Origin of the sequence: Streptomyces sp. NPDC058877, assembly GCF_042742855.1 — a bacterium.
Lineage (GTDB): Bacteria > Actinomycetota > Actinomycetes > Streptomycetales > Streptomycetaceae > Streptomyces.
In genome coordinates this window covers 19,043-31,784 of the sequence record NZ_JBHYMF010000017.1, presented here as the reverse complement: position 1 = coordinate 31,784, position 12,742 = coordinate 19,043, and the positions used below count along the sequence as shown (strand labels likewise).

The 12,742-nt window shown below is 70.2% G+C and carries 11 protein-coding genes; 3 read left to right on the top strand and 8 right to left on the bottom strand.

Annotated features, from left to right (window positions below; genetic code table 11):
- Positions 1 to 146 precede the first annotated feature (146 nt).
- From ACFW2Y_RS06555 to ssd, 6 genes are read right to left on the bottom strand one after another with little or no spacing between them, the layout of a single operon-like run.
- A complete protein-coding gene (locus tag ACFW2Y_RS06555) occupies positions 147 to 503 on the bottom strand; it encodes a TadE family type IV pilus minor pilin (RefSeq protein WP_384874448.1) in 357 nt (118 codons plus the stop codon).
- Entirely contained in the window at positions 490 to 696 is a 207-nt protein-coding gene (locus ACFW2Y_RS06550; protein WP_384874508.1) for a DUF4244 domain-containing protein, read from the bottom strand. The genes ACFW2Y_RS06555 and ACFW2Y_RS06550 overlap by 14 nt, the downstream gene beginning before the upstream one ends.
- 46 nt (positions 697 to 742) lie before the next feature.
- Positions 743 to 1,504 carry a type II secretion system F family protein gene (locus ACFW2Y_RS06545; protein ID WP_384874445.1) on the bottom strand — a complete coding sequence of 254 codons (762 nt, stop codon included), beginning with the start codon at positions 1,502 to 1,504 and terminating at the stop codon, positions 743 to 745.
- Positions 1,504 to 2,379, bottom strand: a complete 876-nt coding sequence (locus ACFW2Y_RS06540) for a type II secretion system F family protein (RefSeq protein WP_384874443.1) — start codon at positions 2,377 to 2,379, stop codon at positions 1,504 to 1,506. The genes ACFW2Y_RS06545 and ACFW2Y_RS06540 overlap by 1 nt, the downstream gene beginning before the upstream one ends.
- On the bottom strand, positions 2,379 to 3,566 hold the full coding sequence (locus ACFW2Y_RS06535) for a TadA family conjugal transfer-associated ATPase (protein WP_384874440.1): 1,188 nt from the start codon (positions 3,564 to 3,566) through the stop codon (positions 2,379 to 2,381). Before ACFW2Y_RS06535 ends, ACFW2Y_RS06540 begins: the two co-directional genes overlap by 1 nt.
- The gene (ssd, locus tag ACFW2Y_RS06530; RefSeq protein WP_384874505.1) at positions 3,563 to 4,606 is read right to left on the bottom strand and encodes a septum site-determining protein Ssd; all 1,044 of its coding nucleotides are present in this window, start codon (positions 4,604 to 4,606) and stop codon (positions 3,563 to 3,565) included. Before ssd ends, ACFW2Y_RS06535 begins: the two co-directional genes overlap by 4 nt.
- A gap of 599 nt (positions 4,607 to 5,205) precedes the next feature.
- On the opposite strand from ssd, the gene ACFW2Y_RS06525 reads away from it, so the two are divergent.
- Complete coding sequence (locus tag ACFW2Y_RS06525; protein WP_384874437.1) at positions 5,206 to 6,072, top strand: HAD family hydrolase; 867 nt, start codon at positions 5,206 to 5,208, stop codon at positions 6,070 to 6,072.
- Positions 6,073 to 6,567: 495 nt separating this feature from the next.
- Here the strand turns inward: ACFW2Y_RS06525 and ACFW2Y_RS06520 are convergent, their stop codons facing one another.
- The gene (locus ACFW2Y_RS06520) at positions 6,568 to 7,425 is read right to left on the bottom strand and encodes an oxidoreductase (RefSeq protein WP_384874434.1); all 858 of its coding nucleotides are present in this window, start codon (positions 7,423 to 7,425) and stop codon (positions 6,568 to 6,570) included.
- Positions 7,426 to 7,527: 102 nt separating this feature from the next.
- Between ACFW2Y_RS06520 and ACFW2Y_RS06515 the strand changes: the two genes are divergently transcribed.
- A complete protein-coding gene (locus ACFW2Y_RS06515) occupies positions 7,528 to 8,514 on the top strand; it encodes an ATP-binding protein (protein ID WP_384874431.1) in 987 nt (328 codons plus the stop codon).
- On the opposite strand, the gene ACFW2Y_RS06510 is transcribed toward ACFW2Y_RS06515, so the two are convergent.
- Entirely contained in the window at positions 8,492 to 9,793 is a 1,302-nt protein-coding gene (locus ACFW2Y_RS06510) for a hypothetical protein (RefSeq protein WP_384874428.1), read from the bottom strand. The two genes, ACFW2Y_RS06515 and ACFW2Y_RS06510, sit on opposite strands and share 23 nt — an antisense overlap.
- A 276-nt stretch (positions 9,794 to 10,069) precedes the next feature.
- Here ACFW2Y_RS06510 and ACFW2Y_RS06505 point away from each other — a divergent pair, with 276 nt between their 5' ends.
- Positions 10,070 to 12,430, top strand: a complete 2,361-nt coding sequence (locus tag ACFW2Y_RS06505; protein ID WP_384874425.1) for a bifunctional SulP family inorganic anion transporter/carbonic anhydrase — start codon at positions 10,070 to 10,072, stop codon at positions 12,428 to 12,430.
- The last annotated feature ends 312 nt before the right edge of the window (positions 12,431 to 12,742 follow it).

The window sequence follows — 12,742 nt, the reverse complement described above, 5'->3', positions numbered from 1 at the left end:
CGGGTACCACGTCCGGCTTCTGCCCTGGGTCCACAAACCGGCTCCGGTCCTGGCCCCGGGCGTTCTCCCGACCCGGGGTACGGTTCCGCTCCCCTTCCCCGCCCCGGACCTTGCCCCGATGGGCGCACCCCGTTCCTCGTCGGCCGTCATGACGCTCCTTCCGCGATCAGGTCCTCCGCGAGGGCCGCCGCGCCCGCCCGCAGGGTCAAGCCCATGCCCCAGGGACCCGGAGCAGCAGCTTCCACGACCACGCGCCACAGCTCGCCTTCCCGTGCCACCGAGACCCGCGCCCCCTCGGGTGCGGCTGCCCGGGCCACTTCCTCAGCAGACGCCACCGGCTCCGATCGGGCTGCAGCCCTCGCTCCCGCCCGCGCCGCGTCCACGCACCGGATCTGCGCGGTTGCTGCGGCCAACGCCCAGAGCAGAGTGACCGTGAAGAGAGCGAGGAGGGGAAGGACCATCGCCGCCTCCACCGTCACGAAACCCCGGTCAGAACGGCGCATCAAGGGCTTTCCCGATCATTGACTCCAGCGCTCCCGAGACCGCTCCGCTCGTCACGATCTTGTAGAGCACCGCAGCGAACGCCGCCGCAGCGATCGTCCCCACCGCGTACTCGGACGTGGTCATCCCCGCGTCACTACCCGCCGCCGTCTGCCGCGCCCGCCACCAACCGCTCAGCCGTGCCTTGAACGTCATCTCGAACTCTCCGTCCTGCCCTGTCGCGTATTCGTTTTCGTCGTGCTCATCCATCGAGCAGCCCCGCCATGAGACCGATCACCACCGGGGCCACCCCAACCGCCAGGAAGGCGGGCAAGAAGCAGAGCGCCACGGGCGCGCTGATCAGCACTTGCGCCCGGCGTGCCCGCGCAACCGCCGAGCGGGCGCGAGCGGCACGCAGCGCAGTCGCGTGCCGGGCGATGGCCTCCGCCGCTGGAGCCCCCGAGCAACCGGCGCGTTCCATGCACCGGGCCAATCCCCCAGCACCCGGTATCACGGCGAACCTCCCCCACACCTCAGCTGGTTCACCGCCGAGTCTGAGCTCAGCAGCCGTGCGGGCCAGGCGTGCTCCGAGTGGCCCGCCCAATGACCGACCGACCGCCTCAGCCGCCGCAGCCGGCCCTGCTCCGGAAGCAACACAGGCAGCCAACAGGTCTGCTGCGAGCGGCAGATGCTGCTCCCCCTCCGTGCCCTCGCGCTGCTTTTTCGCCCGTCCGACGAGCCACCGCTTCACTCCGACGGTCAGAACCCCCGCGCACAGGCCACCGATCACGCCGAACAACAGCCAGCCGACGACGGCTCCCGCAAGGGACTGCGCCCAGAGCCCCACCCGTGGAGACAGCAGGACTCGAACCTTTCGGGCTGACGGCTCCTGTCTTGCAAGGAGCCTCCCCGCACGCCGTCGCGTCCGACGCGCCCGCAGGATGCTCAGCACCTCCGCCGCTCCCCACACGCACAACGCAACGACCAGGACCGCGAGGCCCGTAGTCGGGAAGACGTTTGGCATCACGCACGCTCACCGCCCCGTACGATCCGCGCTGCCCACCAGAGCCCGACGGCCTCCAGCATCCCGCCCACAACCAGGCAGGCCAGGCCGGCGGGGGTGTGCAACAGCACCCGCAGCGGATCAACCCCCAGCGCCGCTCCGAGGGCGAGACCGCCCACTGGCAGCAGGGCGAGGACCACCACCGTGGCCCAGGCACCGGCCAGTTCGGCACGCAAGCGCTCGCGCTGCTCGCACCGGTCCCGTAGGCCGACCTCCAGACGGTCGAGCCCGGTGACGAGACCCGCGCCTCCGTCCACGGCCACTTGCCAACAGGCCGCCACCCCTGCGAGTCCATCGGCACCGTCCTGCCGACCCGCCCGGCGGAGCGCCTCGGGCACGTCCCCGCCGAACCGGGCTGCCGCAAGCACAGATGCCTCGACCTCACCGAGCGCACCCGTCTCCCGAGCCGCGAAGAACAGCGCCTGCGTGGGCTGACTTCCGGCCCTCAACTCACCCACCACCGCTGCGCAAAGGTCCGTTACCCGCTCAGCCCGCGCTGCTCGCTCCTTCTTGAGCGTGGCGGACCTCGACCATCGCTCCACCAGGGGCACCGCGAGCGCGCCCAGGACGAGCGGCAGCGGCGACCGGCCGAGAAGAGCGAGAGCTCCCGCAGCCGGCAGGCACAGCCACGCCCGTCGCCGCATCAGCACGGACCGCCACCGCTTGATGATCGCGGGCCATGCACTGTCCTCGCGTCGTGTGAAGGCCCCGCCCAAGAGCAATGCCTGTGCCCGGCCTGCACCACATCGTTGTTCGACCGCACGGCGCAGGGCGAGCACGGTGCAGAACGCAGCGAGAGCATTCACCGCGCCCCACACCGTCAACAGTTCCAGCATCACGGCGAACCCCCTCCGATCAACGCCTCCAGTCGCTTCCAGCCCTGATCGCGCTCGAACTCCGGAGCGGCCCACCTCAGCGCCGGCACCGTCCGGACCAATCCGTTCCGGTCCCGCTCCAGGACGTGGACCTCAGCGATCCGCCTCCGCCCCTCCCGGTCCCGCACGACGTGGAGCACGACTGACAACCCGGCGCCCAACTGGCTGTGCAGGGCAGCCCGGTCAATGCCTGCTGCGGTGCCCAGGGCTTCGAGCCGCGCCGGCACGTCCGTCGCCGTATTGGCATGGACGGTCCCGCAGCCGCCTTCGTGCCCCGTATTGAGAGCAGCGAGCAGGTCCACCGCCTCGGCGCCCCTGACTTCACCGACCACCAAACGATCGGGGCGCATCCGCAAGGCCTGCCGGACCAGGTCCCGCAAGGTGACGAGTCCGGCTCCCTCTTGATTCGCGGGTCGCGCCTCCAGGCGCACCACATGGGGATGGTCGGGCCTCAGCTCAGCCGAGTCCTCCGCGATCACGATCCGCTCCCGCTCCCCCACGAGCCCGAGGAGGGAGGCAAGGAGGGTGGTCTTACCCGTGCCGGTACCACCGCTCACGAGGTAGGAGACACGGGCTTCGATCAAGGCTCGCAGGATCGGGCCGCCGCCCGGGGGTACGGTGCCCACCGCGACCAGTTCCTCCAAGGAGAAGGCACGCGGGCGAACCACCCTCAGCGACAGACAGGTGGACCCGACGGCGACCGGTGGCAGCACCGCGTGCATCCGGGTGCCGTCGGGAAGCCGCGCATCGACCCAGGGCCGGGCGTCATCGAGCCTGCGCCCGGCAACCGCTGCGAGCCTCTGTGCAAGCCGGCGGACGGCGTTGGCGTCGGTGAAGGACACCGGCGCCCGTTCGAGGCCAGCCCCCCGGTCCACCCACACCTGGTCGGGCGCGGAGACCAGGACGTCGGTGACCGCCGGGTCCGCGAGCAGCGGTTCCAGCGGACCGGCGCCGATCAGCTCACGCCTCAGCTCCTCGACCGTGCCAAGGACTTCCGCATCGCCGAGCAGTCGTCCCTGCGCCCGCAGCGCCGCCGCCACGCGCGCCGGGGTGGGTTCGGCTCCACTCTCCGCAAGCCGCTGCCGCACGGCGTCGAGAAGACCCGCAGCGCCACCCGCGTTCAGGAAGGCGCCCCCGACTCCGGTCACACCGCACTCCCGGACGTGAGAACGCGGCCCCAGAAAGCGGAACAGAACCGACCGAGGAGTCCTTGGGGCTCGGCTCCCGGCGGCAGACCTGTGTCCTGGTCCGCCATGACCCCAGGGTCATGAGGGAGCTCACCGACAAGGGGCAGTCGCAGGGCGTCGGCGACCCACTGCTCGTCGAGTCCCGCCGCGTACGGCCCACGGACGACGGCCCGCAGGTCTCGGACGACCGGGCTGATCACCGATGCCATTCGTTGGGCAGCTGCAACAGCCCTCAACTCTCCCGAGACGACGAGCAGTCCGAGGTCGAGCTGGCTCATGGCCTCGGCGGCCGAGGGGTCGACCATCCGCGACAGGTCGACGACGACGGCCCCTCCCCTGCGCCGCGCGGCGGCGAGTACGGAGCGTACGGCTTCGGGAGGCACCGGTGTCGAGTCGTCCCTGCCCCAGCTGAGCATCCGGACCCCGCGCACCGAAGGCAGGGACTCCTCCAGGGCGCTGCTGGCGAGCCGCCCCTTCGAGGCCGCGAAATCGGGCCACCGCCTGCCCTCGGTACGCTCACAGCCGAGCAGTACGTCGAGGCCCCCGCCCAACGGGTCGCCATCGACGAGCAGGGTCCGGTGCCCGGCCCGCGCGGCGGCCAGCGCGAGGCCGCAGGCCAGGGTGGAGGCTCCTGCACCGCCCCGGCCGCCGATGACGCCAACGGTCAACGCCGGCCGGTCCACCCCCTCGGCCGCGTCCGCAAGGCGATCGACGAGGGTTCCCTCCGCCTCCGGGAGCCTCAGTACGCCCTCCGCGCCAAGCTCGACCGCCCGCCGCCACGCCTCCGGATCGTCTTGCCCACGGCCGACGAGGAGGATTCCTGGACGGCGAGCCACTCCTCGGCAACGGGCCGCGACGTCGTCCCCGACCAGAACGAGCGGTGGATCGGTCCAACTCGCCCGTCGCTCCGGGACCCTGTGGTGCACCTCGGGTTGGGCTCCTGCCGCGGCGCACAATCGGAGGAGGTCATCGAGCAGGCCGAGGTCCTCGGTGAGGATCAGCGGACCCGTCCGGTGTGCCCCGGCCGCCCCCGACGGCTCAGCTCCCTGCCCACCTGCTTCCCACGGGTTCGTTCCTCGCCGTCCGGGCCCCCACGGTTCCTGCGTCCGAGGCTCCGGTCCCCCGGTCCCTGAAGTCATGGATACCTCCACGACACACCCCTCTCGTGATTCCTGCCGTCCGCGAACTTCGCGTCAGGAATCACCGTGGGACCACTCCGGAAATCGTGCCGGCCCTGCCGAGAAACTGTGGATAAGCAGGGAGCTGTGAATAACTTCGCCACCCCTCCGGAAGCTGTCCGGAGCGCAGCCCAATGATTACTGTGTGTGATGAATCGAGGGGGGCGGGGCCGTGATCGCCCCCCCCACCCCGTGCATCGACCGAGGGGAGAAGCCAATGACACGCAGAGGAAAAACGGCTCCGGACATGCGACGACCCCCGCCGGGGGGGAGAGCGGGGGTCGTCTCTCCGGCCGACTCGGGGGGGGGAGGAGCCGGACCGGGTTAGCACGGTCGCGAACGATCCGTGACTTCCATGGTGTACCCGAGAGCCTTCTCAGGCAAACCCACGCGCCCCAGCGTACGCCGAATGGCGGGCACCTATGCTCGGGCTTGTGGAAAACCACTCCTTGCCGCGCACAGCCGCCTTCTTTGACCTGGACAAGACGGTCATTGCGAAGTCCTCGACGCTGACCTTCAGCAAGTCCTTCTACCGGGGCGGGCTGATCAGCCGCCGCGCCGCCCTGCGGACGGCCTACATCCAGTTCGTCTTCCTGGCAGGCGGAGCCGATCACGACCAGATGGAGCGGATGCGTGAATACCTTTCCGCGCTCTGCAAAGGATGGAACGTCGCCCAAGTGAAGGAGCTCGTCGCCGAGACCCTTCACGATCTCATCGACCCGATCATCTACGACGAGGCGGCCTCTCTCATCGAGGAACACCACGCCGCCGGGCGCGACGTCGTGATCGTCTCCACTTCGGGCGCCGAGGTGGTCGAGCCGATCGGCGAGATGCTCGGTGCCGACCGGGTCGTCGCCACCCGGATGGTGGTCGGCGAGGACGGATGCTTCACCGGGGAGGTGGAGTACTACGCCTACGGGCCCACGAAGGCGGAGGCCGTACGGGAGCTCGCGGAGTCGGAAGGCTACGACCTCTCACGGTGCTACGCGTACAGCGATTCAGCGACCGACATCCCCATGCTGGAGGCGGTCGGCCACCCCTGTGCGGTCAATCCCGACCGGACACTGCGCCGCGAGGCCGTCGCCCGGGAATGGCCGGTGCTCTCCTTCGACAAACCGGTGCGGCTCAAGCAGCGACTGCCCGCATTCCGGATGCCGCCCCGCCCCACGCTCGTCGCCGCTGCGGCAGTGGGAGCGGCGGCCATCGGCGCCGGGCTCGTCTGGTACGCGGCCCGACGCCGGCAGGCCGCGGTTGCCCAACGGCTCACTGGCGACTTTGCCCGAATTTGAGCAATCGACAGAGAAGTGGAGCCAGCACTTTCGCTTCCCCCCGGACAGGAGTAGAAAGGAATCAGGCCCGCGAGACCGAGGACATCCGAGAGGATCACCTGTTGAGCATGAAGGCCCCACGGACCTAGCACCGAAACCGAGCACCCACGCGACGTCGACCCGTCGATTACGGGCCAGCCGCACCAGGCCACGGGCAAAGTTCCCGGCTTGATGGGCACATATCGAGGACGCTTGGTAACTGGGTGGACGTGCCAGCGGCGGTACCGAGACTGGTACCGCCGCAACCCATGTCCCGCCCCGACCGCTCGCCCAGAGCCCGGGAGCCGATGGCTTCACCAAGGAACTTCCCGCCGCTCCCCCGCTGCTGTGGGGCACACGTGAACCTGGATGGTTCCAGCACATCCCACCGTGGAGTCCGTGGCCGGCCCCGGGGCGCGAGGTCGGCCGCGCGGCCGACCTCCGGCCTTCCCCTGCTCACCGCGAGGGAAGCACCTCTCAGGCAGCGCCTCGCTGGAGCGCCTCGCAGACCGCCGTCGACTCTCGGACCCCCAGTTCGACCGAGCGGCCACAGTGCGTGATCCAGGCGCCCACGCCTTCCGGAGTCCCTGACAGGTACCCCTCGAACGCGGCGAGGTAAGCGGCCCTGCCCTGCTCTGCGTGGCCGACCTCTGCCGGACAGATCGCCTTGGGGTCGAGACCGCTTCCGACCAGTGCGATCCGCTCCGCCGCCCGTGCGACCAAGCCGTTGCGCGAGGTGAAGGGGCGCAGCGCAAGGAGCTCGCCGTGCACCACTGCGGCCGTCACCAGCGCCGGGGCCTCACTGCCCGCGACGATCAGCTCGGCAAGGCCGTCCAGCCGCCCCGCGACCTCGGCCGGCGCCGGAAGCGGAGCATCGATCAGCGGTTCGTCGACCGACTCGCCGTCCAGTCGGGGACGCCCCACGGAGTCGCGGGCGCCACCGCCGCCCGCCCCCGGGCCGCCTGCAACACCCTCATCGCCTACGGCGACCAGGTGCAGGCGGGCCAGCACGCGCAGCGGAGACTGACGCCAGATGGAGAGCAACTGTCCGGCCTCGGCCCCGAGGCGCAGGGCGGCGCCGACGGTCCTGGCCTCGGCGTCGGCACTGAAGTCAGTGCGCCGCCGGACCTCTTCCAGGGCCCAGTCGGCGCCCGAGAGAGCGGCCGAGCCGCGTGCCCCGCGCAGCGCGGCCTCGGAGGAGATCTCGTTGCTGCGGCGACGCATCACGCGGTGGCCGTACACCCGGTCGACGGCCTTGCGTACGGAGTCCACCGCATCGGCGACGCCCGGCAGGGAGCCGAGGGCGGCCAAGGGGTCAGAGGCGTGCGTACTCATAAGTAGGGAGGCTACGCGCCCCAGGGCTCCACCCCACGAAGGAGTGGTCTTCTTCACGCACTCCGACCACGCGACGCATTCATGACGCTACGCTAGGTGAACATGAAGATCGCTTTCGTAGGGAAGGGCGGCAGTGGCAAGACCACGCTGTCCTCCCTCTTCATCCGCCACCTGGCCGCCAACGAAGCCCCGGTCATCGCCGTCGACGCCGACATCAACCAGCACTTGGGCGCCGCACTCGGCCTGTCCGAGTCGGAGGCCGCAGCGCTGCCCGCGATGGGCGCCCACCTGCCGCTCATCAAGGAGTACTTGCGGGGCTCCAATCCGCGGATCCACTCAACCGACGCGATGATCAAGACGACGCCGCCGGGGGAGGGCTCGCGGCTGCTGCGGGTCCGCGAGGACAACCCGGTGTACGACGCGTGCGCGCGCCCGGTCCAGCTCGACGACGGCGAGATCCGGCTGATGGCGACCGGCCCCTTCACGGAGTCGGACCTCGGCGTCTCCTGCTACCACTCGAAGGTCGGCGCGGTGGAGCTGTGCCTCAACCATCTGGTCGACGGGGTCGACGAGTACGTGGTCGTCGACATGACGGCGGGATCGGACTCCTTCGCTTCGGGCCTCTTCACCCGTTTCGACATGACGTTCCTGGTGGCAGAACCGACGCGCAAGGGCGTGTCGGTGTACCGCCAGTACAAGGAGTACGCCCGGGACTTCGGCGTGGCGCTCAGGGTCGTCGGCAACAAGGTGCAGGGCCGGGACGACCTGGACTTCCTGCGCGAGGAGGTCGGCGAGGACCTGCTCGTGACGGTGGGGCATTCGGACTGGGTCCGTGCCATGGAGAAGGGACGTCCTCCGCGCTTCGAACTCCTGGAGGCGGAGAACCGCATGGCCCTCCAGCACCTCCAGGACGCGGCGGACGACTCGTACGCCCACCGCGACTGGGAGCGCTACACGCGCCAGATGGTCCACTTCCACCTGCGCAACGCGGAGAGCTGGGGCAACGCCAAGACCGGGGTCGACCTGGCGGCGCAGGTCGACCCCGGGTTCATGCTGTCCGAAGCGCTCAGTGCCGTGCAGCCTGCTTAGCCGCGGGCGCGCCCGCCGGGGCGGCGGACGGCCGGGCCGCCAGGAAGGCCTGCCAGCCGCCCTGCGGGGCCTCGCCGACCTTCAGCGTGCGCATCTTGGCGATGACCTCGGGGTCCTGCGCGTCGAGCCAGTCGGCGAGCTGGCGGAAGGAGACGCACTTGACGTCCTTCTGCACGCAGACCGTGGCGATGGTCTCTTCGACGGCGCGCATGTACGTGCCGCCGTTCCAGGACTCGAAGTGGTTGCCGATGACCAGCGGCGCCCGGTTGCCCCGGTAGGAGCGCTCGAAGGCCTGCACCAGCCCGTCGCGCATCTGGTCGCCCCAGTAGCGGTGCTGGGAGGGGTCGCCCTGAGTGGTGCCGGACTGGTTGACCAGGAAGTTGTAGTCCATGGAGAGGGTCTGGAAGGCGCGGCCGGGGACGGGCACGAGCTGCATCGACAAGTCCCACAGGCCCGAGTCCTTCTTGGGCCAGATCTGGTCGTTGACGCCGCTGGTGTCGTAGCGGAAGCCCATCTGTGCCGCTGCCTGGACGAAGTTCTTCCGGCCTTCCAGGCAGGGGGTGCGGGCGCCGACGAGTTCCTTGTCGTAGTCGAAGGGCAGGGACTGCTCGGTGCGCAGTCCTGCATTGGTCTTCCAGTTCTTGACGAAGGACTTGGCCTGGTTGATCTCGCTCTTCCACTCCTCGACGGTCCAGGTGCCGACACCACCGTCCTTCCCGCAGAAGTGGCCGTTGAAGTGGGTGCCGATCTCGTTGCCCTCCTGCCACGCGGCACGCAGTTCGCGGACGGTGTCGCGGATGCCCTCGACGTCGTTGAATCCGATGTCGGAACGGCCGGGGCTGTGCCGCGGCGGGTCGTAGAGCTCCCGCTTCTCCTCGGGCAGCAGATACACGCCGCTGAGGAAGTACGTCATGGTGGCGTCGTACTTCTTGCCCACCGAGCGGAAGTGGGAGAACAGCTTCTGGCTGTCCTCCCCCGCGCCGTCCCAGGAGAAGACCACGAACTGCGGCGGGGCCTCCCCCGGCTTGAGGCGCTGCCAGGTCGGCTGATGGGGTTGGGCTCCGGTGAAGGCGGTCGATCCGTCACCGATCAGTCGAGGTGCGGTCTGCGGGGCGGCCGCAGCAGGAGCCTTCTTGACTCCGGGACCACCCGGCGCCGCCTTCGTGGCGGCGTCGTCGGAGCCGGAGCAGCCGGCGAGGCCGGTGGCCAGGGCAAGGGTGAGGGCGCCGACAGCCAGCGCCTGCTTCCGGGCGGTGTTCTTTCTCCGGGCGACTGACATCCGCGCACTCTCCTCGGATCCTCGGATTTCCTTACAAGCGGCGTCAACGTCGCATTGCCGGGACCGGGGAACGCCAACGACAAGCGGTACGCACACGTTCTGTCACCGAAACCGGTGAATCATTGCCCTATTTGCCCCGAAAATAATGCCGCAGTCTTTACTCTCCATTACTCTTCATTTACCGAGCGTTGATCGGTGCCCTGCCGCACCGCATCGGTGTCCCCGCCGTACACCCCGCACGAGCCGCGACCGCGCTGCCCCGGAGGAGACGGGAACATGACCCTCTGCACCCCTGCCCGCACGACCAACCGGCCCCGAACCCAGCGGCCCCACAGCCCACCGGAGGGGCCGCGCCGCTTCCACATCGCCGGCGCGGACTTCTCCGCGTCCATCGCCGTCTTCTTGATCGCGTTGCCGCTCTCGCTCGGCATCGCACTCGCCACCGGAGCCCCGCTCCAGGCCGGTCTGGTGGCCGCCGCCGTCGGCGGCCTCGTCGCAGGCCGGTTCGGCGGTTCCCCGCTCCAGGTGAGCGGCCCCGCGGCCGGACTCACCGTGGTGACCGCCGAGCTCATCCAGCGCTACGGCTGGCGCACCACCTGCGCCATTACCTTCCTCGCCGGCCTCACCCAACTCGCCCTGTCCGCCCTGCGCGTAGCGCGATCGGCACTCGCCGTCTCGCCCGCGATCGTGCACGGCATGCTGGCCGGAATCGGCGTCACCATCGCCCTCGCCCAACTCCACATCGTGCTGGGTGGCACCCCACAGAGCTCAGCCGTCGACAACGCGCTCGGCCTGCCCGCCCAGTTGGCTCGCGTCCACCCGGCCGCGCTCGCCATCAGCGCCCTCACCGTGACAGTGCTGCTGTGCTGGCCGCACCTGCCGGGCCGCACGGGCCAGATCGCCAAGAAGGTGCCCGCCGCACTCGTCGCGGTGGCCGGGGCGACGGCGGCAGCCACCTTCGCCGGACTCGCCGTCCCCCGCGTGGACCTGCCGTCCTGGAGCAGCCACGCCCTGCCCGGCCTGCCGGAGGGACCGGTCCTCGGCATCGCGGCCGGGGTGCTCACGATCACCCTCGTGACCAGTGTGCAATCGCTGCTGTCGGCCGTCGCGGTCGACAAGCTGGTCGCCGCCCGTGCAGACCACGGTCGAGGCGTCCCTCGCTCCGACCTCGACCGCGAACTCGCCGGTCAGGGGGCTGCCAACATGGTCTCCGGTGCGCTCGGCGGCCTTCCGGTCGCCGGGGTCGCAGTCCGCAGCGTCGCCAATGTCTCGGCCGGTGCGGTCAGCCGCAACTCGACCATGCTGCACGGCTTGTGGGTCGTGCTGGCGGCACTGCTGCTGGTGCCGGCACTCGACCTCATCCCGCTGCCGGCGCTCGCCGCGCTCGTCATGGTGGTCGGCATCCAGATGGTGAACATCACCCGCATCCGCACCGTCACCCGGCACCGCGAGGTCATCGTCTACGTGGTGACGCTGACCGGAGTCGTGCTCATCGGGATCCTGGAGGGCGTCGCCCTCGGCATCGCCGTGGCCGTCGCAGTGGCCCTGCACCGGCTCACCCGCACCCGGATCACCCACGAGGAGCGGGACGGCGGCCACCTGCTGCGCGTCCGGGGCCAGCTGACCTTCCTCGCCGTGCCTCGACTCAGCCGGGCGCTGCACCAGCTCCCGCAGGGCTCCGACGTGGTGGTCGAGCTGGACGGCTCCTTCATGGACCACGCGGCCTACGAAACCCTGAGCGACTGGACGGCAGGGCACCTCGCCCACGGCGGCACGGTCAAGACGACCGGTCCCTCCGGCGCCCGGATCGCCGACCCCTCCGCCGCCACGGCGTCCCCCGCCGGCTCGCACTCCTGCTGCCGCCCCTGGACCCCCTGGCACAACCACCAGTGCGGGGAACCCCCGGCCGAGCAGGACGAGAAGGACGCACCCGAACGAACGGCAGGAATCCGCCTGGCGAACGGCATCGGCAAGTTCCAACAGAACACCGCCCCGCTCGTACGGGACGAACTCGCACGGCTCGCACGGGAAGGACAGAGTCCCTCCCAGCTCTTCTTGACCTGTGCCGACTCCCGTCTCGTCACCAGCATGATCACCTCCAGCGGTCCTGGTGACCTCTTCACCGTGCGCAACGTCGGCAACCTCGTCCCGCTCCCCGGCGAGGAGAACGGGGACGACTCGGTGGCAGCCGCCATCGAGTACGCAGTAGAGGTGCTGCAGGTCGAATCGATCACCGTCTGCGGCCACTCGGGCTGCGGCGCAATGCAGGCCCTGCTCAACGGAAGACCGAACGACCCCCAGACCCCGCTGCGCCGCTGGCTGCGCCACGGGCTGCCCAGCCTGGAGCGGATGGCGAGCAGGAGGCACGCCTGGGCCAGGATCTCCGGGCGGCTTCCGGCCGATGCGATCGAGCAGCTCTGCCTGACGAACGTGGTCCAACAACTGGAGCACCTGCGGTCGTACGAGTCGGTCGCACGCAGGCTGGCCGAGGGCACCCTCACCCTGCACGGTGTGTACTTCCACGTGGGCGAGGCACAGGCGTACCTGCTCGCCGAGACGGACGAGGTGCACAGCTATGACGACGTCTTCACCCAGGTGATGCCCGCGGAGCACCGCGAAGCGGCCCGCGCGTCCTGAGGCGGGCCCGCGGGCGGCCTCGCCTCCCGGGCCAGTGCCGCCCGCCCACCGCCGTGTCCGGAAAACGGGCCGCCCGCGGGCAGGAACGCGCTGCGGATCGAGGAGCGAGGCGTCCGAATCCCCGCGCGTCCTGAACCATTGCCCCCGCGCGACCGTGAGACCGTGTGGCCCCTTTCCCCTCTCGGGAGGGAGGGGCCACCTCACGTCAAGCCACTCACAGGTCTAAACCAATTTCTTGGAGGCTCTTGTCACCCGGGCCTCCGACTGGTGAGCTATGACGCGGGACACATACGCACAGAGGACGCCCTGGGA